At 54.5% G+C, this 22,068-nt stretch carries 20 protein-coding genes and 1 pseudogene; 14 read left to right on the top strand and 7 right to left on the bottom strand.

The genetic code is table 11. The annotated features are described in order from the left end of the window. The first annotated feature begins 2 nt into the window (after positions 1 to 2). The 6 genes from GVO84_RS13170 (at position 3) to GVO84_RS13145 (ending at position 7,444) form a co-directional block, all read left to right on the top strand. Positions 3 to 4,466, top strand: coding sequence for an RHS repeat-associated core domain-containing protein (locus GVO84_RS13170; RefSeq protein WP_236545846.1), 4,464 nt, complete (start codon positions 3 to 5; stop codon positions 4,464 to 4,466). Positions 4,467 to 4,486: 20 nt separating this feature from the next. Then, positions 4,487 to 4,852: a hypothetical protein gene (locus tag GVO84_RS13165; RefSeq protein ID WP_159514384.1), complete on the top strand. Its 366-nt coding sequence runs from the start codon at positions 4,487 to 4,489 to the stop codon at positions 4,850 to 4,852. 437 nt (positions 4,853 to 5,289) lie between these two features. After that, positions 5,290 to 5,481 carry a hypothetical protein gene (locus GVO84_RS13160; protein ID WP_236545844.1) on the top strand — a complete coding sequence of 64 codons (192 nt, stop codon included), beginning with the start codon at positions 5,290 to 5,292 and terminating at the stop codon, positions 5,479 to 5,481. Between the two features lie 340 nt (positions 5,482 to 5,821). Beyond that, on the top strand, positions 5,822 to 6,223 hold the full coding sequence (locus GVO84_RS13155) for a tetratricopeptide repeat protein (RefSeq protein ID WP_236545842.1): 402 nt from the start codon (positions 5,822 to 5,824) through the stop codon (positions 6,221 to 6,223). Between the two features lie 89 nt (positions 6,224 to 6,312). Further along, complete coding sequence (locus GVO84_RS13150) at positions 6,313 to 6,795, top strand: SMI1/KNR4 family protein (protein WP_159514382.1); 483 nt, start codon at positions 6,313 to 6,315, stop codon at positions 6,793 to 6,795. A 172-nt stretch (positions 6,796 to 6,967) separates the two neighbouring features. Then, entirely contained in the window at positions 6,968 to 7,444 is a 477-nt protein-coding gene (locus tag GVO84_RS13145; protein WP_159514381.1) for a hypothetical protein, read from the top strand. A 57-nt stretch (positions 7,445 to 7,501) separates the two neighbouring features. Here GVO84_RS13145 and ychF read toward each other — a convergent pair whose 3' ends face one another. Together ychF and pth are read right to left on the bottom strand one after the other, a co-directional pair. Next, a complete protein-coding gene (ychF, locus tag GVO84_RS13140; protein WP_010432886.1) occupies positions 7,502 to 8,596 on the bottom strand; it encodes a redox-regulated ATPase YchF in 1,095 nt (364 codons plus the stop codon). 126 nt (positions 8,597 to 8,722) lie between these two features. After that, on the bottom strand, positions 8,723 to 9,307 hold the full coding sequence (pth, locus tag GVO84_RS13135; protein WP_023336005.1) for an aminoacyl-tRNA hydrolase: 585 nt from the start codon (positions 9,305 to 9,307) through the stop codon (positions 8,723 to 8,725). Between the two features lie 274 nt (positions 9,308 to 9,581). Between pth and ychH the strand changes: the two genes are divergently transcribed. After that, on the top strand, positions 9,582 to 9,857 hold the full coding sequence (gene ychH / locus GVO84_RS13130; RefSeq protein WP_032656663.1) for a stress-induced protein YchH: 276 nt from the start codon (positions 9,582 to 9,584) through the stop codon (positions 9,855 to 9,857). 121 nt (positions 9,858 to 9,978) lie between these two features. Then, entirely contained in the window at positions 9,979 to 11,037 is a 1,059-nt protein-coding gene (locus tag GVO84_RS13125; protein WP_159514380.1) for a MerR family transcriptional regulator, read from the top strand. Here the strand turns inward: GVO84_RS13125 and dauA are convergent. The 4 genes from dauA to lolB all read right to left on the bottom strand — a co-directional run bounded on the left by dauA (position 11,023) and on the right by lolB (position 15,377). Beyond that, a complete protein-coding gene (gene dauA, locus GVO84_RS13120; protein WP_159514379.1) occupies positions 11,023 to 12,702 on the bottom strand; it encodes a C4-dicarboxylic acid transporter DauA in 1,680 nt (559 codons plus the stop codon). The genes GVO84_RS13125 and dauA overlap by 15 nt on opposite strands. A 124-nt stretch (positions 12,703 to 12,826) precedes the next feature. Then, entirely contained in the window at positions 12,827 to 13,774 is a 948-nt protein-coding gene (gene prs, locus GVO84_RS13115) for a ribose-phosphate diphosphokinase (RefSeq protein ID WP_003856663.1), read from the bottom strand. A gap of 125 nt (positions 13,775 to 13,899) precedes the next feature. After that, positions 13,900 to 14,769, bottom strand: a complete 870-nt coding sequence (ispE, locus tag GVO84_RS13110) for a 4-(cytidine 5'-diphospho)-2-C-methyl-D-erythritol kinase (RefSeq protein ID WP_159514378.1) — start codon at positions 14,767 to 14,769, stop codon at positions 13,900 to 13,902. Then, positions 14,766 to 15,377 carry a lipoprotein insertase outer membrane protein LolB gene (gene lolB / locus GVO84_RS13105; RefSeq protein ID WP_023336000.1) on the bottom strand — a complete coding sequence of 204 codons (612 nt, stop codon included), beginning with the start codon at positions 15,375 to 15,377 and terminating at the stop codon, positions 14,766 to 14,768. The genes ispE and lolB overlap by 4 nt, the downstream gene beginning before the upstream one ends. Positions 15,378 to 15,703: 326 nt before the next feature. Between lolB and hemA the strand changes: the two genes are divergently transcribed. The 6 genes and pseudogenes from hemA (at position 15,704) to kdsA (ending at position 20,748) form a co-directional block, all read left to right on the top strand. After that, positions 15,704 to 16,960, top strand: coding sequence for a glutamyl-tRNA reductase (gene hemA, locus GVO84_RS13100; protein WP_023335999.1), 1,257 nt, complete (start codon positions 15,704 to 15,706; stop codon positions 16,958 to 16,960). 41 nt (positions 16,961 to 17,001) lie between these two features. Next, complete coding sequence (gene prfA / locus GVO84_RS13095; protein WP_023335998.1) at positions 17,002 to 18,084, top strand: peptide chain release factor 1; 1,083 nt, start codon at positions 17,002 to 17,004, stop codon at positions 18,082 to 18,084. Further along, entirely contained in the window at positions 18,084 to 18,914 is an 831-nt protein-coding gene (prmC, locus tag GVO84_RS13090) for a peptide chain release factor N(5)-glutamine methyltransferase (RefSeq protein ID WP_159514377.1), read from the top strand. The genes prfA and prmC overlap by 1 nt, the downstream gene beginning before the upstream one ends. Before the next feature lie 2 nt (positions 18,915 to 18,916). Then, positions 18,917 to 19,006: pseudogene (locus tag GVO84_RS13085) on the top strand (siroheme synthase); the annotation flags it as partial. Positions 19,007 to 19,047: 41 nt separating this feature from the next. Beyond that, positions 19,048 to 19,857 (top strand): invasion regulator SirB1, encoded by an 810-nt coding sequence (gene sirB1 / locus GVO84_RS13080; protein WP_023312124.1) that lies wholly within the window; start codon positions 19,048 to 19,050, stop codon positions 19,855 to 19,857. Positions 19,858 to 19,893: 36 nt separating this feature from the next. Next, entirely contained in the window at positions 19,894 to 20,748 is an 855-nt protein-coding gene (gene kdsA, locus GVO84_RS13075) for a 3-deoxy-8-phosphooctulonate synthase (RefSeq protein WP_029741601.1), read from the top strand. Between the two features lie 116 nt (positions 20,749 to 20,864). Here the strand turns inward: kdsA and chaA are convergent, their stop codons facing one another. Further along, a complete protein-coding gene (gene chaA / locus GVO84_RS13070) occupies positions 20,865 to 21,965 on the bottom strand; it encodes a sodium-potassium/proton antiporter ChaA (RefSeq protein ID WP_023312122.1) in 1,101 nt (366 codons plus the stop codon). Between the last annotated feature and the right edge of the window lie 103 nt (positions 21,966 to 22,068).

Here is a 22,068-nt window from a genome sequence, read left to right as displayed (position 1 = left end):
GCATGAGCGATAACAACGCGGCCCGTAAGGGCGACGAGATTATTCACTCCAGCATTTTTGCTGACATCACCAGCATTGTTGCGGAAGGTGCCGCCTATGCGGTGATCGGCGCGGCGGTGGGCGCAGCAGCAACCGTAGCGGCGCCATTGCTGGGGGCGGGGGCAGCAGCTGCAGGCGTGGCAGCAATTGGATCCAGCTGTCTGTTAAGCGGCATCATTGGCGGCGTGCTGGCGAACGTCGCGGGGATCACCGACGATATCAGCAACGCCGCGGAAGGGTTAGGCAATGCGCTTTTCCCGCCGTCGCCTGCGGGTAAAATCACAACCGGTTCCAGCAATGTTCTCACCAACGCAATCCCCGCCGCGCGCGCGGCAGGCACGCTGACGCCCGCCGATACACCGTCCCCTGAGCCGCAGTCGCCGGGCAGCTTTGCCGATTACGCGGGCATGCTGCTTTCCGCCGCCGGACAGTTTGGCAGCGAAATGTGGCAGCCGAGCGTGGCCTCTGCCGCCGCGGGAACCTCGCCGCTGGAAGAAGACAAGGTGGCGTGCGAAAAGCACTCCGGGCCGCAGTATCTGGCGGAAGGCTCTAAAAGCGTCTTTATCAACGGGCAGCCCGCGGTGCGCGCGAAAGATCGCACTACCTGCGAAGGTACCGTTTCCGACGATGTCTCCCCGAACGTGATCATAGGCGGGGACACGCTCACGGTCCGCGATATCAAAAGCGGTAAAACGCCGGGTCTGGCGCTGGGGATGATTGCGCTCTCTCTGCTGCGCGGGCGTCCGGGCAAGATCCTGAAAAACATGCCCTGTGCACTGGCTTCAGCTGGCGGCGGGATGCTGGCCGATATGGCGGTAAATGCCGTGTTTGGCTCCTCGCACCCTGTTCACGCCGCCACCGGCGTGAAGGTGCTGAATGACGAAGACGAACTCGATTTCTCGCTGCCGGGGCGCTTCCCGCTTCACTGGCAGCGCAGCTACAACAGCCTGACCACCCGCGAAGGGCTATTTGGTCTGGGCTGGGCAACCACCTTTGACAGCTATCTGGCGCTGGAAGAAAACAATGCCACCTGGTTCGATGAAACCGGGCGCGAGCTGAGCTTCGAGCTGCCGCCTGTCGACCGCGCGTTTTACAGCATCAGCGAAGGCATCATTATCCGCCGTAATGAGAACGGCGACGTGGCGATTGCCGACGATGACGGTGCGGTATGGCGTCTGTATAAACCGACCCGGGCGAATCCATCCATCCTGCGTCTGGCCTCCCTCAGCGATGAATACGGCAACGCGCTGCTGACGGAGTGGGACGAGCATGGCAGGCTGGTTGGTCTTCACGACGAGCCGCGGGCGATAGACGTCACCCTGCGCTATGAAGATGAACGATTCCCGCAGCGCGCTACCGCTGCCAGCCATTTCGACGGCAACCAGACATGGCCGCTGATGCAATGGGGCTACGACGCGCGCGGCCAGCTGGCAAGCGCGACGGATGCCTCCGGCGTGGTGACGCGTGAATACCGCTATAACGACCACGGCCTGATGGTCTGGCACCGGATGCCGGGCGGCCTGGAGAGCGAATACCGCTGGAAAAAATTCGATCACTGGCGGGTGGTGGAAAACCGCACCAGCACCGGCGACGGGTGCCGCTTTAGCTACGATTTAGCTGCCGGGTTAACGATCGTTGAGCACTATGATGGTCAGACGCGCCGCCACTACTGGAACGCGCAAAATCTGATTGTCCGCTACGTTGACGAGCGCGGTGAAAACTGGCGCTACGAGTGGGATGACAACGAGCTTCTGACGCGTCGCATCGATCCGCTCGGAAACGCCGTCACCTTCGTCTATGACGAGATGGGCAACCGGGTCCAGGAGACCGATGCCGACGGCAATACCCGCACTACCACCTGGCTGGAGCACCGAGCGCTTCCTGCGGCCATTATCGAAGCCGACGGCAGCGCCACCCGGTTCTGGTACGACGAACATCACGGGCTGAAGCGCGTGATGGACCCGATGGGACAGACCACGCAGCTGCGCCGGGACGCGTTCGGCCAGGTCGTCGAAGAGGTCGATGCCGCCGGAAACAGCCGCTACCAGGAGTACAACGAGGCCGGGCAGATCGTTCGTGCGACGGACTGTTCCGGGCGTATTACCCGCTACCGCTATCATCCGCTGGGCTGGCTGGTCGCCGAGATGAGCGCAGACGGTGAAGAGACCCGTTATCGCTACGACGCCGCAGGGCGTCCGGTACAGCTCGATCGTCCGGAAGGCTGGACGGAATCGCTCAAATGGAACGAACGTGGCTTGCCGGTGAAGCATGCTGGCGCCGACGGTAAAGAAAGTGAGTTCAGATACGATGAGGCAGGGCGCTTAACCGCGACGCGCAATACCCAGGGCGAAGAGGTGCGTCGCCGCTGGGACAGCCGCGGGCGTCTGATTGCCCTGGAAAACGAAAACGGCGAAGCGTATCAGTTCCGCTGGGGCGCGGATTCGCTGCTGCTGGAAGAGGTAGGGCTCGATGGCGTAGCCTCGCAGTATCGCTACGACGCCTGCGGGCGCACGATAGCGCGCACGTTTGCCGCCGATCATCCGGAGGCCATTACCCACGCCTTCGTCTGGAGCGCGAGCGGCCAGCTGGTCGCCCGTACCACGCCGGAAGGGCAGACACGCTACCACTACACTCCGTCCGGGCTGTTAAGCCGGATAGGGCTGCATCCTGCGCTTTCAGTCGACGCGTGGACCACCGAGGCAGAGCAGGAGCTCGCCTTTGACTATGACGCGCTTGGTCGCGTCACGCGCGAGGCGGGCGATCACGGCGAGCTGGCGTGGGAGTATGACGCGCTGGGCAACCGCACCTCCGTCACGCTGCCCGATGGCCGCGAGCTGAAGCAGTTCTACTACGGCAGCGGGCATCTGCTCAGCATTGCTCTCGATAAGCTGTCGGTCTCCGATTTTACCCGCGACGAACTCCACCGGGAGACCAGCCGCACCCAGGGGCTGCTGACCACCCGCAGCGAATACGACCGCCTTGGTCGGCTGCATCGCCGGGATGTCTTTACCGGCAATGCCCAGCGCCCGTCGCCGCGCCGCTGGTCCCGCCGCTGGGATTACGACTATCGCAATAACCTGGTCAGGGAAGAGCGGGACGATAATCCGTTCAGCTGGTACCGCTGGCAGTACGACAGCGCCGGGCACCTGCTCGTTCAGGACGGGACGCTGCCCGGACAGGAGCAGTGGCGCTGGGACGCTGCCGGTAACCCGCTCGAAGGATCTGCTGAGAAGGTCACGCACAACCGCCTGACGCAGATGAACGGCATTCGCTGGCGCTATGACATCCACGGCCGCACCGTGGAGAAAGATAACGGCCAGACCCGCTGGCACTACCGCTACGACGGTGAACATCGCCTGACGGAGGTCATCAGCCAGCCGCGGGACCGCAACAAGCCGCAGACGCAGGTCAGCTTCCGCTACGATCCGCTTGGTCGCCGCATCAGCAAAACGCGACGCCAGATGCTGGGCGGACAGCCAACCGGTAAGCCAGTGACCACCCGGTTTGTCTGGGAAGGATTCCGCCTGCTGCAGGAAGTTCACGGGGATGTGCCGCTCACCTACGTCTACAGCGATCAGGACAGCTACGACCCGCTGGCGCGTATTGACGGCGTGGAAGCGCCGGAGATTTTCTGGTTCCACTGCCAGCCCAACGGCACGCCGGAGCGGATGACGGATATCGAAGGGCAGGTGCGCTGGGAAGGGGTGAACAGCGCCTGGGGCAAGCTACTGCGGGAAAGCGAGACGCAGTTATCAGGATATTCTCAGAACCTGCGGATGCAGGGGCAATACCTGGACCGTGAGACAGGGCTGCACTACAATCTGTTCCGGTATTATGACCCGGACTGCGGGCGGTTTACGCAGCATGACCCGATAGGGCTGGCGGGGGGGATAAACCTTTACCAGTTTGCGCCGAATGCGTTGGGGTGGGCAGATCCATTAGGTTTACGATGTGGGCGAACTAATACCTGGAATGATTTCCAGCGGCAGCATAAAGGTCGTTTCAAATCATCAACTGAAGCGGCTTCTGCTTATAAAAAATTAGTTAATGAACAATCGCCTTGGCCATTAAATGAACCTCCTTTAGATGCAACATTAGTTCCGGGGACTCGAGTTAAAATGGCCGTATCTCCAGGGCAGCCAGCGACAAGACCTGGAGGGTTTGCTACATTTGACGATATTCCTAATGCTTCATACGTTAGAAATGAGCTCGCTGTGAAGATGGAATGGAAACCTGATATTGATAGAGTAATAACGTATGAAGTTAAGAAACCATTACCAGTTAAAATTGGTGCAGTTGGACCTCAAGTTGATAAAGGTGCAAATGTGTATCTGCCTGGCGGCGGCTCACAAGTCGAAATGGCCGTGCCACCTGCAGAACGCATGAATTATTTGGAAATTATTGACGAATCGTTACTCAAGCCCTAATTTATAAAAAAGAGTTGAAAATGATTAACAAAATTATCTGTGATAAAGAAAAAAATACATTGCATTGGATATATAATGCGCACCAAGTCACTGTCACTATAGATGATTTAGATCTGGCAATGATAGATGAAAGGAGAGAATTAATTTTTGTATTGAGCAAACCATCACCATTACCAGTATTATTAACTATTTTAAATAATGACGGAGTTTTGCTTTCAACATTTACCCCTCCAGAAGGTGCATCTTTTTCTTACTTGACCTTAAATCATCAAAAAGAAGTTTTGATTGTTTGCTCCTTTTCTGAAAAGATGAATGGTTGGTATGATTGGCATTATTCTTTAGATTTGGATAGAAAAGAGTTAATAAGAATTGCTCCTTCTTATTAGAATCTGGTAAAGCAATTTTTAATTTTGCATTATAACCCATAAAACGCACGATAAGTGTGTTGGTTTTTGCAGTGCAAATAAAATATCTGATCAGCATGGCGTGGCAATTGACTCACCGACTGAGAATGTACCAATTGGTGAAAAGCCGATTCAATTCTATAAAAGTGCTATATAATATTTAGAAAGCATAGTTAACTATTATACTTACTAGGCCGGGACATATATTCTGGCCTTTTAGTTTTTTTGGGTGCGAGGGGCTGGGTTATTTATTCTATCGCAACGTGTGATGATTAGCTTTTAAAAGTATACGTTTAAAAAGACTGGGTGTCGGATGGTTATTTTCACTGTGCCCATTATTAAAAATTTGAAACTATCTGGGAAAGATCAACGGTTTCATTGCAAGAAAAAATAGAATAAATTACTTATCTGGAGATGCTGTGGAACCTTTGAAAAAATCCACAGTTATTGCTCATATTGTGAATAATAAAGGAAAATGGGGCAAAGGTTTTGTTCTGTCCCTTTCAAATAAATATCCTGCTGCAAAGAAACACTATCTCAGTAGCTTTAAAGAAAATAACATCCCAGAATTAGGGGTGATTGATTGTGCCAAGGTTGATGATCAAGAGTAAATATTTATTGCTAATATGTATGCGCAGGATGGTATAAAGAAAAATGTCAATGACAAAAATCAATGCGTATGTTATTCATCCCTGGATGTTTGTCTTGAAAAATTATCTGAATTTGCTTTGGTGCACCGGCTTTCAATACAAATGCCAAGGATAGGGGCAGGCCTCGGCGGAGGTGATTAGAATATAATAGAGGAATTAATACAAAAAAATATTTGCTATAAGATGATTGATTGCAATGTAATAAATTTATAATCTGCAATCAAAATTTAGCAATACACTTTATTATATTTGATTTTTGTTTAAGAAAAGATTTTTAATTTAAATGGGTAAGGGCTTTAGTATGCAAATATCTATAACAAATACAATTGAAAAAGGAAACGAGTTTCACGATAACCAAAAATACGCCGAAGCTTTAGAGCAATATCAAAAAGCCTGGCAAGCTCTTTCTGAGCCAAAGTTCGAATCGGAACTTGCTAACTGGATCGCTACGTGCATGTACAGCGTTTATTTTGATCTCGCGGATTATGCGGAGGCGAAGAAATGGGGAGAGGCGACGTTGCGCACACGTGGATCGGATATAGACACTGCACCCTTAATCGACCTCGGCATGGTTTGTTACGAGTTGAATCAATTCGATGAAGCGTATAAATATTTTAACGTTGCTTATAACTACGGCAAAGAGCGTGCGTTTAAGCATAGGCCTAAAAAATACCTTGAATTTTATTTATGCAAAAGAACGTGAAGTCCTCGCTGTTTTACATTATTTAGACAGAAAGAATAAGCGTGTTTAAAATAATTACATACGAAGAATAATCATTAAGCCACATACTCATGAATAATATCATTAACTGTGAAAAAAAGATTGGACGTGCAGATATTACTAAAACGGAAGAGAAATTATCTATTACTCTTCCGGATGATTTTGTTTCACATTATCTGCAATTTAATGGTGGCACTCCTGAGAAAAGTTGGTGGGACGGTGATGACGATTTTGAGCCAATAGAGGTGGCAGGGTTTAAACCGTTTGTTTATAATAGTCAGACAAATGATGACCCTAGATCTTTAATCGACGGTTGTTATATCAGCATGTTGGATAGGGAAGTGATTCCTAAAAACCTGCTCCCTTTCGCAAATGATTGGGGAGGGAATTTCTTCTGTCTAGATTTAGATAATTACTCAATTGTATATTTTGCTACAGATTCTTTTGATGAGGATTTGACTATGCAAGAGAATCACAGAAAACTTCAAAGATATCTGACAAATTCATTTGCCAATTTTGTTAACGGATTAGTAGCAGAAGAGGATCTTTCTTAAAGAATATTTAAAAATTTGATCGATTTATTTAATTCGATTGCTGTTATTTTGGTATTCATATTTTTAATAAAGCTCTGTGAAACAAATCATAGGGTTTTATTATAAAACAGCATGACAGGCTTGGTGATATGAAAGTACCTAGGATCCCATGTAGAATAAATCTGGTTAAAACATGAAGATATCCCAGTTAGCAATATGGAAGTTAAATAACATTAATTGGTTTGTTAATCTTGGTGTGGCGACAACACTCCCCGGGGTTATCCAGGCTCAGTCCTTTAGCTTATGTATAAAAGGCTTGAATAGCGATGAATGGGAAAATACCACCTTGGAGGCTGGTAATGAAATAACGGGTTATCTCGCAAAAAAACACACTAACAAATATCAATACTACTGGAACTCCTTGGTCAAAGAAGCTAAGAATGTTGTGGAAAATGATATTATCCCAAAAATAACCTTCCCGGAGTCTGAGAAAGGCTCAATGACTGAGAACTTAAAATGGGACCTTGTGAATTACTTACTTGAAGATGCGTATAGTAATTTTCTTCAAGAGCCATTCTTTTTTGACGGATTAATTAATGTTTATGAAGCTGGGCATATGCCCTGTGGATGGTCAGGTACTTGGCCAGTGGGCAAACTCGTTATCTATTGATAGATCACGCGCAAAAAAATCCACGCCTAAGCGTGGATTTTTTTCATTCAAAACAAATCAGACGTTAAACAAGAAGTTCATCACATCGCCATCTTTAACGATGTAATCTTTCCCTTCCGCACGCATTTTGCCTGCTTCTTTCGCACCTTGCTCACCCTTGTAGGTGATAAAGTCTTCAAACGCGATAGTCTGCGCACGAATAAAGCCTTTCTCGAAGTCGGTGTGGATCTTACCGGCCGCCTGAGGCGCAGTCGCACCCACAGGAATCGTCCACGCACGCACTTCTTTCACGCCAGCGGTGAAGTAGGTCTGCAGGTTCAGCAGCTCATAGCCTGCGCGAATGACGCGGTTCAGGCCCGGCTCTTCCAGACCCAGCTCGGCCATGAACTCTTCACGGTCGGCGTCGTCCAGCTCAGCGATGTCGGATTCAACGGCAGCGCAAACCGCTACAACTACAGAACCTTCAGCCGCTGCGATTTCGCGCACTTTATCCAGGTAAGGGTTGTTCTCGAAACCGTCTTCGTTAACGTTGGCGATGTACATGGTTGGCTTCAGGGTCAGGAAGCTCAGGTATTTGATCGCCGCCTTGTCTTCTTCAGTCAGGTTTTTCAGCGCGCGCAGCATGCCCGCGTTTTCCAGCTGTGGCAGGCATTTTTCCAGCGCAGCCAGTTCCGCTTTCGCGTCCTTGTCGCCGCCTTTGGCTTTCTTCTGCACGCGGTGAATCGCGCGTTCGCAGGTGTCGAGGTCAGAGAGCGCCAGCTCGGTGTTGATGACGTCGATGTCGTCAGCCGGATCCACTTTGTTGTTTACGTGGATGATGTTGTCGTTCTCGAAGCAGCGCACAACGTGGCCGATCGCTTCGGTTTCACGAATGTTGGTCAGGAACTGGTTACCCAGGCCTTCACCTTTGGATGCGCCTTTTACCAGGCCCGCGATGTCCACGAATTCCATGGTGGTTGGCAGGATGCGCTGCGGCTTCACGATTTCCGCGAGCTGGTCCAGACGCGGGTCCGGCATTGGCACAACGCCGGTGTTAGGTTCGATGGTACAGAACGGGAAGTTCGCCGCTTCGATACCCGCTTTGGTAAGCGCATTAAACAGGGTGGATTTGCCCACGTTTGGCAGACCGACGATACCGCATTTGAATCCCATTTCTAAATCACCTTAATATCTTGATAATCAATCCGTTAACGTTAACCGATTGATGAAAAGTAAATAACTACGCCTATTATACACGTAACCCGCATGACGCGCGGTAAAAAAGCCGTATCGGGCGGATTATTGCGCTTTGAAAGCGTGCAAGCGGTTTGTCGCTTTGGTTAACCCATCTTTCAGCCAGATTTCGGTGCAGCGCGCCGCTTCGTCTACCGCCTCGTCAATCAGTTTCTGCTCAGAAACCGGGGGCTTACCGAGTACGAAACCGACAACTTTGTTTTTATCGCCCGGATGGCCGATTCCTACGCGCAAACGGTGAAAATTCGGGTTATTACCCAGCTTGCTGATGATGTCTTTAAGACCGTTATGGCCGCCGTGCCCGCCGCCCAGTTTGAATTTTGCCACGCCGGGCGGGAGATCCAGCTCATCGTGGGCCACCAGAATTTCATCCGGATTGATGCGATAAAACGTTGCCATTGCCGCCACGGCTTTACCGCTCAGGTTCATAAAGGTGGTGGGCACCAGTAAGCGAACATCCGCGCCAGCAAGGTTGATACGTGAGGTATACCCGAAGAATTTAGGTTCTTCACGCAGGGGAGCACGTAACCGCTCGGCCAGCAGATCGACGTACCATGCCCCGGCATTATGGCGTGTGGCCGCATATTCTGCGCCCGGGTTGGCGAGGCCGACAATCAGTTTAATCGTCACGATTCAATTCCTAATGGGTTCCAGATCTGGCGCGTAGTTTACTGTCTGGCGCGCCGCTTGACAAAATTCTGCGATCTTCTCAGCGAAATACGAATAATTTCTGATTTGAACAATTAGAATTTCAAGCTGTTCAAAGTCTTATTTGTAAACTTTTGTTTGGGAGTTATCTGTAATTGTGATCATTCACGCAACTCATAAAAGGGGCGTTGTCTATACTTTACACACAAGGATTAGGGGCTTTTCCCCTGACAACCCAAAGTTCCGGAGGTGACACATGAAACGCAAAAACGCTTCGTTACTCGGTAACGTGCTGATGGGATTGGGGCTGTTCGTGATGGTAGCCGGCGTGGGTTATTCAATTTTAAACCAGTTACCGCAGCTTGACCTCCCGCAATACTTTGCGCATGGCGCGATATTGAGCATCTTCGTTGGTGCGGTATTGTGGCTGGCAGGGGCTCGCGTGAGCGGCCATGAGGAAGTCTGTGACAAATACTGGTGGGTGCGCCACTACGATAAACGCTGTCGTCGCGACCAGCATAAGCACAGCTAGTGCTACGATAAAGAACACCGAAACGGCTCCCGAGGGAGTCGTTTTTTTTTGCATCAAGGGTTGACCCTCACGTAACGTAAGGCTCCAGAGTGGCGCCACTGGCAAAGAAAAAGGAGCAGTTATGTTGATTCAGGTGGGTGAGCTGGCGAAACGTGCCGGGATCACCGTGCGGACTTTGCACCACTATGAGCAAACAGGGTTGTTGCTGCCTTCTGCCAGAAGCGCGGCAGGTTACCGGCTTTACAACCTGGCGGATGTCCAGCGTCTGCACATGATCCAGGCGCTGGCAAAAGCGGGGCTGGAACTTGCTGAAATCAGGGATTTCCTGGAACAGGAGTCGCTGTCGTTAACCGAGTTACTCGATGCGCAAATCACGCTGCTGGATAAACAGCTGCGCAGCATATATACGCTGCGCGACCGTCTGGTGGAGCTGCGGACCGGGCTTATCGACGATGCGACGCCGGATCTGGAATCCTGGCTACAGACTCTGGAGTTAATGAATATGTACGATCGCTGGTTTAGCAAAGAAGAGTTACAGCAGCTGCCGTTTGCGATGCAGAAGGATGCGCTGACGGCTATCTGGTCGGGGCTGGTTACAGAGGCCAAAACGCTTCTGGAGCAACATATACCCGTTATGGACGCGCGAGCCATGGACCTGGCGACGCGCTGGATGGAACGTCTGGAGCAGGACACGGCGGGCAAGCCGGAGTTTCTCACCCGGCTGAACGAGATGCACAGCGTTGAACCGCAGATGCAGGTGCAGACCGGTATCACGCCTGAGATGACGGATTACATCACGCGCGCGTTTGCGGAATCTAAGCTCAGCATATGGGAGAAGTATCTCACTGCCGAAGAGATGGCCTTTACCCGGGCACACTACTTTGACCGCATGATGGAGTGGCCGCCGCTGGTGGCGAAACTGCATCAGGCGCAGCGGGAAAATAGCGATCCTGCCTCGGAGGAGGCGCAAAAGTTGGCTGAAAACTGGCTGGTATTGTTCCAGTCTTACGCGGGCACGAACCCGGAGACCCAGCAAAAGTTTCGCACTGCCATGCAGCAGGAGGCGCACCTGATGAAAGGAACATGGATGACGCCTGCCGTGATTGCATGGCTCCAGCAGGCGATCGGGGTGATGATGCAGAGACGTTTCTCTGCATCAGGTCACTCACAGATCCGCTAACGCGGCTTCACGGTTAGGGTAGAAGGAGAGTCGGCCAGGGATAGGCTGCACGCCCGCGCGCGCCATGGTGCGCAGCGGCTGAAACTCCAGGTTACTCACCCGCAGCTCGCAGCCTTCCGGCAGACGTGCCACAAAGCGCTGGAAGGCATCCAGGCCGCCTGCATCCAGCACCGGTACAGCATCCCATTTCAGCACCGCAACCCGTTTGCCCGCGATGCGGGACTCCAGATCGCTAAACAAACCTTCCGCCGCGGCGAAGAACAGCGGGCCAATCACGCGCAGCACCAGCACATCGTCAGGCACCTCGACGTTAACCGGGGAAAGGCGCGTCATCTGCGCGATGCGGCGCATAAACAGCAGGGACGCCAGCACGATCCCGACGCTGATGGCGATAACCATGTCGAACAGCACGGTCAGCGACATGCAGATCAGCATCACGATGATGTCGTCTTTCGGCGCGCGACGCAGCAGGTTCACCACCTTATGCGCCTCACTCATGTTCCAGGCCACCATCAGCAGCAGGGCAGCCATGGCGGAAAGCGGCAGCCAGGAGAGCAGCGGGGCGAGGATCAGCAGGGCGAGGATCACCAGTACGGAGTGGATAACCGCCGAAACGGGTGAGGTTGCCCCCGCGCGCACGTTGGCAGCAGAGCGGGCGATGGCTGCCGTTGCGGTAATACCGCCGAAGAACGGCGCGACGAGGTTGCCTAATCCCTGACCGACCAGCTCGCTGTTGGCTTTGTGTTTGGTGCCGGTCATACCGTCCAAAACGACGGCACAGAGCAGGGATTCAATCGCCCCCAGCATCGCCATAGAGAACGCGGCGGGAAGCAGGGCACGGAGGGAATCCCAGCTTAGGGTGAAGCTGGAACCGGGCATGTCCCACGGGAGCACCAGCTGCGGCAACAGTTGCGGAATGCCGCTGCCCTGTGAACCGTCCGCCAGAACATAGTGAAACTGCGAGCCAATAGTCGCGACATGGCCACCGAACATATTGACGAGGGCCATCACCGCGCAGCCCAGCAGCAGAGCGGGTAAATGGCCCGGCAGACGGATCCCCAGACGTGGCCAGACGATCAGCGTACCCAGCGTTACAATCCCGATGGCGGCATCGCCCAGGTTGGCCGTCGGCAGCGCCATAAACAGCGCCCCCACTTTTTGCAGGTAGTGCTCCGGTACGTGGGACATCTGCAGGCCGAGAAAGTCCTTGATCTGCATGGTTCCGATGGTGATACCAATCCCCGAGGTGAATCCCAGCGTCACGGAAAGGGGGATGTACTCGATCAGCCGCCCAAAGCGTGCCAGGCCAAACAGAATCAAAAAGACGCCGGACATCAGGGTGGCGACCAGCAGGCCTGCCAGACCAAACTGCTGCGAAACCGGGTAGAGGATCACCACGAAGGCGGCGGTCGGGCCGGAGACGCTGAAGCGCGAGCCGCCCGTCAGGGCGATGACGATCCCGGCAACGGCCGAGGTGTACAGACCGTACTGCGGCGCAACGCCGCTGCCAATCGCCAGCGCCATCGCCAGCGGGATGGCGATAATGCCGACGGTGATCCCGGCAATCAGGTCACGTACAAAGCGTGACGAGGTATACTTCTCTTTCCAGCAGGCGTCGATGAGGGCGCGAAAGGGCAGAACATGTGAGGAGGTTACGTTTTTCACAATTATCTATCATCCGTATGCGCATCATCTGTCATGTGAATGGCAGGTGAAGGAGGCATTAATCATACAAATAAAACCCAGAGACAAAAAAACCCGCCGCAGCGGGTTTTTCGGCCGTGTTCGATTAGTGTTCGAACATTGCTGAGATAGATTCTTCGTTGCTGATACGACGAATCGCTTCGGCCAGCATCCCGGACAGGGTCAACGTACGCACGTTTGGCAGTGCTTTGATCTCGTCGCTCAGAGGGATGGTATCGCATACCACCACTTCGTCAATGACGGAGTTGCGCAGGTTGTTTACCGCGTTACCGGAGAAGATCGGGTGAGTTGCGTAGGCGAACACGCGCTTAGCACCACGCTCTTTCAGCGCTTCAGCGGCTTTACACAGCGTACCGCCGGTATCGATCATGTCGTCAACCAGCACGCAGTCACGGCCAGCAACGTCACCGATGATGTGCATCACCTGAGAAACGTTAGCGCGCGGACGGCGTTTGTCGATGATCGCCATGTCGGTATCGTTCAGCAGCTTAGCGATAGCACGGGCACGTACCACGCCGCCGATGTCCGGAGAAACCACGATTGGGTTATCCAGGTTCAGCTGCAGCATGTCTTCCAGCAGAATTGGGCTGCCGAATACGTTATCAACCGGGACGTCGAAGAAGCCCTGGATCTGCTCTGCGTGCAGGTCAACGGTCAGTACGCGGTCAACGCCGACGCTGGACAGGAAGTCAGCGACAACTTTAGCGGTGATTGGCACACGTGCGGAACGGACGCGACGGTCCTGACGGGCATAGCCGAAGTAAGGGATTACAGCAGTGATACGGCCTGCTGAAGCGCGACGCAGGGCGTCGACCATAACAACCAATTCCATCAGGTTGTCGTTTGTTGGAGCACAGGTGGACTGGATGATGAAAATATCACCACCGCGTACATTTTCGTTAATTTGTACGCTGACTTCGCCGTCGCTAAAGCGACCTACGGCGGCGTCGCCGAGGGAAGTGTACAGGCGGTTGGCAATACGTTGTGCTAGTTCCGGGGTGGCGTTACCAGCAAAAAGCTTCATATCAGGCACGAGAAGAACCTCAGGCATGCGTCCAGTGGTGGATAGCGTTCGCCGCAAACTGTGCGGGCCAGGCAAATGCTATCCAGGCGGTGTATTAAAGAGCGCGATGCAACGTCTGGAACAGGGTGACGTTGTCACCGAAACTCAGTCTGCGCCAGAATGGCCTGCTGTAGGGGGGAAATGTTCATCCCACGTGCTACAAAACCATGCAGCCAAACCGGCGCTTGCTCAAGCACCTGACGAGCGGCGGATTCGGTGTCAAATTCAGCAAAGACACAGGCCCCTGTACCAGTCAGGCGCGACGGCGCGTATTCTAACAGCCAGGAAAGCACCGCATCAACCTCGCGAAAACGTTTTCTTGCGATAACCTCGCAATCGTTGCTGAATTCACAATTTAATAACGTTTCTATTGACCGAACCGGGGTATTCCTTTTCAGGTCAGGATCTTTAAAGATGACCGGTGTCGGAATGCTCACGCCAGGGTGGGCAACCAGATACCATTTCTCCGGCGGTTCAGCCGGGGAGAGGATCTCACCCACGCCCTCAGCAAAGGCCGCATGACCGCGAACAAACACCGGGACATCAGCCCCCAGCGTCAGGCCCAGGGCTGCCAGTTCGTCCTTCGACAGCCCGCAGCCCCAGAGGTGGTTCAGCGCAACCAACACGGTGGCAGCGTTGGATGAGCCACCGCCCAGACCGCCGCCCATCGGCAGGCGCTTCTCGATACGGATATCCGCACCGCTTCCCGCAGGCAGACGGCCCGATTCCGCTGCGGCTTTCATCAGCAGGCGCGCGGCGCGCACGATCAGGTTGTCTTCATGCGCCACGCCGTCGACCGGCGTGAGCAGGCAAATCTGCCCGTCCTGGCGCAATTCGATGGAGATCGTGTCGCCATAGTCAATAAACTGAAACAGCGTCTGCAGGGTGTGATAACCGTCAGCACGCTGGCCGGTGATGTATAAAAAAAGGTTCAGCTTTGCCGGAGAGGGCCAGTGGGTCATCATTTAACGATCCAGTTGTCCATTTTCAGCTTGATACGCTGGCTGCCCTGAGTCAGTTCCATATTCGATGGCAGCGACGGTTTACTCTTACTGTCATAGGCGCTGTACACCACTTTCCAGGTTTTACCGTTCTGCGTGTAGTTCACCTGGCTCAGACGGTACTGGTCGTCAAGGCTGTAGTCAGTAGCCTCACCCGGCAGGCCAAGGATCCACTGGCGCAGGCTGTTGAGCGGGATAGGCATCCCGGTCAGCTTGCCAATCATCTCTTCGGCATCGGTCGCGGTATAGTGCTGGCCTTTGTTATCGGTGATCTGCGCTTCACCCGGTTTCGCGATAAGCTCCAGTTCGGTGCTGCCCAGCGGGTTCAGCAGCAACAGGCGATAGTTGTCCTGACCCGTCTGCTGCCAGAAGAAGCGGGCATAAACCTTTTGTTCGTCAGAGAGATAAGCGAAAGCGCCGCGGGTCTGGTACTGGTTCAAATTACGGACGTCCTGCTGGTGCTGACGCCACTGCGGTGAATCAGGGCTTTTGCCCGGGCCTTTTGGTTGAGTGACGGTACATGCGGTCAGAACCAGTGCTGCCAGCGGCAGCAGGCGAATCAGTCGGGTCATAATGAGGACAAATCCTTGAGATACGTTGCAGTTATAACTGTTAATGCTAGCGTCGAAGGGGGCTACCGTCTACGTTCAAATTATCTCAAAGGGTTGTATCTACCCTAAATAATTCAAGCTGCATGAAGGCGGCAAGAGAGTGAATCCCCATGAGCATAGATAACTATGTGATTGGGGTGAACGAGCGCAGCCAACGCGCATGCAGCTTGAAGTATGACGGGTATAAGCTATTACTCCGAAAGGGGGCAGTCCCTTTTATTGATCTCGCGCATCCTGTATGATGCGTTCTGCTAACCTTATTAACGCTGGTACTACTCCCGCTCAACATGACCCTATTAGCACTCGGCATCAACCACAAAACGGCTCCGGTTTCGCTGCGAGAACGCGTGACGTTTTCGCCGGATACGCTTGACCTGGCGCTGGACAGCCTGCTTGCACAACCGATGGTGCAGGGTGGCGTGGTGCTCTCGACGTGCAACCGTACCGAGTTGTATTTAAGCGTGGAAGAGCAGGACAACCTGCACGAAGCGCTGATCCGCTGGCTATGCGACTACCACAATCTCAACGAAGACGAGCTGCGCAACAGCCTGTACTGGCATCAGGACAACGATGCCGTCAGCCACCTGATGCGCGTCGCCAGCGGGCTGGATTCGCTGGTGCTGGGCGAGCCGCAGATCCTGGGGCAGGTGAAAAAAGCGTTTGCGGACTCGCAAAAAGGGCATCTGAAGGCCAGCGAGCTGGAGCGTATGTTCCAGAAGTCGTTCTCCGTGGCGAAGCGTGTGCGAACCGAAACCGACATTGGTGCCAGTGCGGTTTCCGTTGCTTTCGCGGCCTGCACCCTTGCACGCCAAATCTTTGAATCCCTGTCTACCGTCACCGTGATGCTGGTGGGTGCGGGCGAAACCATCGAACTTGTGGCGCGCCATCTGCGCGAACATAAAGTGAAAAAGATGATTATCGCTAACCGCACCCGCGAACGCGCGCAGGTGCTGGCGGATGAAGTGGGCGCAGAGGTGGTTGCCCTGAGCGACATCGATGAACGCCTGAAAGAGGCGGACATTATTATCAGCTCTACCGCCAGCCCGCTGCCGATTATCGGAAAAGGGATGGTGGAGCGTGCGCTGAAGTCCCGTCGCAATCAGCCGATGCTGCTGGTGGATATCGCCGTCCCGCGCGATGTTGAGCCGGAAGTGGGCAAGCTGCCTAATGCCTACCTCTACAGCGTGGATGACCTGCAAAGCATCATTTCGCACAACCTCGCCCAGCGTAAAGCGGCGGCGGTGCAGGCGGAAACCATCGTTGAGCAGGAAACCAGTGAGTTTATGGCCTGGCTGCGCGCGCAAAGCGTCAGCGAGACCATCCGCGAGTATCGCGGGCAGGCGGAGCAGGTGCGTGATGACCTGACTGCCAAAGCGTTAGCGGCCCTTGAACAGGGCGGCGACGCAAATGCGATTATGCAGGACCTGGCGTGGAAACTGACCAACCGCCTGATCCATGCACCAACCAAATCTCTTCAGCAGGCCGCCCGTGATGGGGATGATGAACGCCTGACCATTCTGCGCAACAGCCTCGGGCTGGAATAGCGCCCTATACCCATTTTCTAAGACAAGGTGCACTTACGCCTATGAAGCCTTCTATCGTCGCTAAACTGGAAGCTCTGCACGAGCGCCATGAAGAAGTACAGGCGCTCCTCGGGGATGCCGGGACCATCGCGGACCAGGAACGTTTTCGCGCGCTCTCGCGTGAATACGCGCAGTTAAGTGATGTTTCTAAATGCTTTACCGACTGGCGACAGGTTCAGGAAGATATTGAAACCGCGCAGATGATGCTCGACGATCCTGAAATGCGCGAGATGGCGCAGGAAGAGTTGCAGGACGCGAAAGCGCGTTCTGAAGAGATGGAGCAGCAGCTTCAGGTGCTTCTGCTGCCGAAGGATCCGGACGATGAGCGTAACGCGTTTGTAGAAGTGCGCGCCGGTACCGGCGGTGACGAAGCGGCCCTGTTTGCCGGGGATCTGTTCCGCATGTACAGCCGCTACGCCGAATCGCGTCGCTGGCGCGTGGAGATCATGAGCGCCAACGAAGGCGAACATGGTGGCTACAAAGAGGTTATCGCCAAGATCAGCGGCGACGGCGTGTACGGTCGTCTCAAGTTTGAATCCGGCGGTCACCGCGTGCAGCGCGTACCGGCCACCGAATCTCAGGGACGCATTCACACCTCAGCCTGTACGGTAGCGGTGATGCCGGAGCTGCCGGAAGCAGAACTGCCGGACATCAATCCGGCGGACCTGCGTATCGATACTTTCCGCTCCTCTGGCGCGGGTGGTCAGCACGTCAACACCACCGACTCCGCCATCCGTATTACCCACCTGCCAACCGGCATCGTTGTCGAATGCCAGGACGAGCGTTCACAGCACAAAAACAAAGCCAAAGCGTTATCCGTGCTGGGCGCGCGTATCCACGCAGCGGAAATGGCGAAACGCCAGCAGGCGGAAGCGTCTACGCGTCGTAACCTGCTGGGCAGCGGCGATCGCAGCGACCGTAACCGCACCTATAACTTCCCGCAGGGCCGCGTGACCGACCACCGCATCAACCTGACGCTGTACCGTCTGGACGAGGTGATGGAAGGGAAGCTGGATATGCTGATCGAGCCTATCGTGCAGGAATACCAGGCCGACCAGCTGGCGGCACTGTCCGAGCAGGACTAATGGATTTTCAGCGCTGGTTACGTGAGGCGGCCGGAGAGCTTGCAGAAAGCGAAAGCCCGAAACGCGATGCCGAAATTTTGCTTGAGCATGTGACGGGTAAAGCCCGTACGTATCTGTTGGCTTTTGGCGAAACCGAACTGACCGCTGAGCAGGAAGCGCAGCTCGCCGCGCTGCTTGCCCGTCGTAAAACCGGCGAGCCGGTGGCACACCTTGTCGGTGAACGTGAGTTCTGGTCGTTATCGCTGTACGTCTCGGCGGCGACGCTGATCCCGCGTCCGGACACCGAGTGTCTGGTTGAGCAGGCGCTTGCGCGTTTACCGGCGGCGGCCTGCAGCATTCTCGACCTCGGGACGGGGACCGGTGCTATCGCGCTGGCGCTGGCCACCGAGCGGCCCGACTGCGCGGTGACGGCGGTGGACGTAATGCCCGACGCGGTGGCGCTGGCGCAGCGTAACGTGGAACGTCTCGGGCTCCGCAACGTGACGGTGCTGCAAAGCAGCTGGTTTGCCGCGCTGGAGAATCGCTCATTTGCGATGATTGTAAGCAATCCTCCTTACATCGACGAACATGACCCGCACCTTGCGCAGGGAGATGTTCGCTTCGAACCGCTCACGGCGCTCGTGGCCGCCAACGCGGGATTAGCCGATCTTGATCACATAGTGACAACGTCACGGGAACATTTATTTCCCGGCGGCTGGCTGCTCGTGGAGCATGGCTGGACGCAGGGAGAAGCCGTGCGGGCACTGTTTACGCAAGCAGGTTACGCCGCAGTCGAAACCTGCCGCGACTACGGCGGCAACGAACGCCTGACGCTGGGGCAGTGGCCATGAAAACAGGCTATCTGCCATTTACTGATAAAGGCGCATGGCTGACTGAAAAGCTGTTTGGCGTTATCATCTACATCGTTTTGAGTTTTATCGCGCCTGAGCGTCATTGTTCGCTTAGTCGTTACTGGGGTAAGTCATGAGGTCCTTAGCCGATTTCGAATTTAATAAAGTGCCGCTTTGCGATGGCATGATCCTGATTTCTGAGATGATTCGCGACGATTTTACGTCGCAGTTTGTCTACGATGAGCTGGAGAATCTGGTCAGCCTGGCGCGTGAAGAGATTAATCAGGCTCGCCCGCAAGACTGGCAATTAGAGAAGCTGCTGGAGCTTTTCTACGGCGAATGGGGTTTCTGCGACACGCGGGGCGTATATCGCCTGTCTGACGCGTTATGGCTGGACCAGGTCTTAAAAAATCGTCAGGGCAGCGCCGTGGCGCTGGGCTCTATTTTGCTGTGGGTCGCGCACCGTCTGGATATTCCGCTGGTCCCGGTCATTTTCCCGACGCAGATGATCCTGCGCGCGGAGTGGCTGGACGGCGAAATGTGGCTCATTAATCCCTTCAACGGCGACACGCTGGATGAACATACGCTGGACGTGTGGCTGAAAGGCAATATCAGCCCGGTGGCTGAGCTCTTCAACGAAGATCTCGACGAGGCGGATAACGCAGAGGTGATTCGCAAGCTGCTGGATACGCTGAAGTCCGCGTTAATGGAAGAGCGTCAGATGGAGCTGGCGTTGCGCGCCAGTGAAGTGCTGCTGCAGTTCAACCCGGAAGACCCGTACGAAATTCGCGATCGCGGGCTGATCTATGCGCAGCTCGACTGCGAGCACGTGGCGCTGAATGATTTGAATTATTTCGTCGAGCAGTGTCCGGAAGATCCCATTAGCGAAATGATTCGTGCGCAGATCAACGCGATCTCGCACAAACAAATTACACTGCATTAATCTTAATTCCGATTCACACCTGAATAAGGCGATCCTATGAAACAAAAAGTGGTTAGCATTGGTGATATCAAGGTAGCAAACGACCTGCCGTTCGTACTGTTTGGCGGCATGAACGTGCTGGAATCCCGCGATCTCGCCATGCGTATCTGCGAACACTACGTGACCGTGACCCAGAAGCTGGGTATCCCGTACGTGTTTAAGGCCTCTTTTGACAAAGCCAACCGCTCCTCCATCAACTCTTACCGTGGCCCGGGCCTGGAAGAAGGGATGAAGATTTTCCAGGAGCTGAAGCAGACCTTTGGCGTGAAAGTGATCACCGACGTGCATGAAGCCTCACAGGCGCAGCCGGTGGCAGACGTGGTGGACGTGATTCAGCTCCCGGCATTCCTGGCTCGCCAGACCGACCTGGTTGCCGCGATGGCCAAAACCGGTGCTGTTATCAACGTGAAGAAACCGCAGTTCGTGAGCCCTGGGCAGATGGGGAACATCGTCGATAAGTTCATCGAAGGTGGTAACGACAAGGTGATCCTGTGTGACCGTGGCGCAAACTTCGGTTACGACAACCTGGTTGTCGACATGCTGGGCTTCAGCGTGATGAAAAATGTCTCCGGCCAGTCTCCGGTGATTTTCGACGTGACTCACGCCCTGCAGTGCCGCGACCCGTTCGGCGCCGCATCCGGTGGCCGTCGTGCCCAGGTTACCGAGCTGGCTCGTGCCGGTATGGCGACGGGTCTGGCAGGTCTGTTTATTGAAGCGCACCCGGATCCGGCAAATGCGAAATGCGACGGCCCATCTGCGCTGCCGCTGGATAAGCTGGAGCCGTTCCTGAAACAGATCAAAGCGATTGACGATCTGGTGAAGAGCTTCGACGAGCTGGATACCAGCAACTAATAAAAAAACCCGCTTCGGCGGGTTTTTTTATGGGGCATATTGCCGGGTGGCGCTGCGCTTACCCGGCCTACAAAACCCGTAGGCCCTGCAAGCGAAGCGCCGCTGGGCAAAAAAGGCTACGCAAAAATCGTCATCAAATAGGCAATAAACAACGCCATATGCGCCGCGCCGTTCAGCACGTTGGTACGCCCGGTAGAGAACGAAATCTGGCACAGCAGTAACGAGGCGACCATCACAATCATCTCCGGCGCGCCCAGCGCAAACTGCAGCTCGTTGCCCGTCATAAAGGCAATCAGCGTTACTACCGGTACGGTAAGTGAAATTGTCGCCAGTACGGAGCCGAAGAACAGGTTCATTGCGCGCTGCACCTGATTATTCAACACCGCTTTCAGCGCCCCCAGCCCTTCAGGGGACAGGATCAGCAGGGCCACCAGGAAGCCGGTAAACGCTACCGGCGCGTTCAGCTCGGTTAGCAGCGTTTCCAGCGGGTTGGCATTCATCTTGGTGACCGCAATCACCGCAATCAGATGCACGATCAGCCAAACCGTATGCCACGCGCTGCTGTGGGCTGACGGCTTGCCGTGGTGCGGGTCATCGTCGTCGCCGTCATCTTCATGCTCGTACACAAACAGGCTCTGGTGCGTTTTGGTCTGAATCAACAAGAACACGCCGTACATGGCGGCGGAAATGAGCGCAACCAGCAGCGCCTGACCGGTAGAGAAGTTTGCACCCGGCAGCGCCATCGGGAAGACCAGCACGATAATGGCCAGCGGGAAGAGGGCAATCAGATACTGTTTAATGCCGAACAGGTTCATATACTGGGTCGCGAACTTGCGGCCGCCCAGCAGCAGAGAGAAGCCCACCAGGCCGCCCGTCACAATCATAATGATCGAGTAGAGCGTGTCGCGCATCAGCGTCGGCGCGGCATCGCCGGTCGCCATGAGCGCGGAAATCAGGCTAACTTCGAGGATAACGACGGAAAGGCTGAGAATTAACGATCCGTACGGCTCGCCCAGACGGTGGGCCAGGACGTCCGCATGGCGAACGACGCTAAATGCGCTGGTTAAGATGCCGACCAGGGCAAGAATATTGATACCAACCACCACTGGCAGTGACTGACTGCTTCCCCAGAAGAGCAGCACAGCCAGTGCCAGAACCGGGAAAATGAGTGACGTCTCCTTGTGGCGGGTCTTTACCGCCTCGTGTGTTGCTGTCATGTGCTTCTCCATCAATGCAGGTGCTTGTAATTATAGATAGATTTTTGAGGTCATTAAACTAACAGATCTCTGTTAAACACCCTTTATTTTTTACTTAATTTTA

The sequence above is a fragment of the Enterobacter sp. SM3 genome (assembly GCF_009811935.2).
GTDB classification, from domain to species: Bacteria; Pseudomonadota; Gammaproteobacteria; order Enterobacterales; family Enterobacteriaceae; genus Enterobacter; species Enterobacter asburiae_D.
This window is presented reverse-complemented; position numbering and strand designations above follow the sequence as displayed.

Excerpts from the sequence above, each read along its gene's own strand:
- GVO84_RS13170 (WP_236545846.1), top strand. The coding sequence starts at position 3 with ATGAGCGATAACAACGCGGCCCGTAAGGGCGACGAGATTATTCACTCC.
- GVO84_RS13165 (WP_159514384.1), top strand. The coding sequence starts at position 4,487 with ATGATTAACAAAATTATCTGTGATAAAGAAAAAAATACATTGCATTGG.
- GVO84_RS13155 (WP_236545842.1), top strand. The coding sequence starts at position 5,822 with ATGCAAATATCTATAACAAATACAATTGAAAAAGGAAACGAGTTTCAC.
- GVO84_RS13150 (WP_159514382.1), top strand. The coding sequence starts at position 6,313 with ATGAATAATATCATTAACTGTGAAAAAAAGATTGGACGTGCAGATATT.
- GVO84_RS13145 (WP_159514381.1), top strand. The coding sequence starts at position 6,968 with ATGAAGATATCCCAGTTAGCAATATGGAAGTTAAATAACATTAATTGG.
- ychF (WP_010432886.1), bottom strand. The coding sequence starts at position 8,596 with ATGGGATTCAAATGCGGTATCGTCGGTCTGCCAAACGTGGGCAAATCC.
- ychH (WP_032656663.1), top strand. The coding sequence starts at position 9,582 with ATGAAACGCAAAAACGCTTCGTTACTCGGTAACGTGCTGATGGGATTG.
- GVO84_RS13125 (WP_159514380.1), top strand. The coding sequence starts at position 9,979 with ATGTTGATTCAGGTGGGTGAGCTGGCGAAACGTGCCGGGATCACCGTG.
- ispE (WP_159514378.1), bottom strand. The coding sequence starts at position 14,769 with ATGATGACCCACTGGCCCTCTCCGGCAAAGCTGAACCTTTTTTTATAC.
- lolB (WP_023336000.1), bottom strand. The coding sequence starts at position 15,377 with ATGACCCGACTGATTCGCCTGCTGCCGCTGGCAGCACTGGTTCTGACC.
- hemA (WP_023335999.1), top strand. The coding sequence starts at position 15,704 with ATGACCCTATTAGCACTCGGCATCAACCACAAAACGGCTCCGGTTTCG.
- prfA (WP_023335998.1), top strand. The coding sequence starts at position 17,002 with ATGAAGCCTTCTATCGTCGCTAAACTGGAAGCTCTGCACGAGCGCCAT.
- prmC (WP_159514377.1), top strand. The coding sequence starts at position 18,084 with ATGGATTTTCAGCGCTGGTTACGTGAGGCGGCCGGAGAGCTTGCAGAA.
- sirB1 (WP_023312124.1), top strand. The coding sequence starts at position 19,048 with ATGAGGTCCTTAGCCGATTTCGAATTTAATAAAGTGCCGCTTTGCGAT.
- kdsA (WP_029741601.1), top strand. The coding sequence starts at position 19,894 with ATGAAACAAAAAGTGGTTAGCATTGGTGATATCAAGGTAGCAAACGAC.
- chaA (WP_023312122.1), bottom strand. The coding sequence starts at position 21,965 with ATGACAGCAACACACGAGGCGGTAAAGACCCGCCACAAGGAGACGTCA.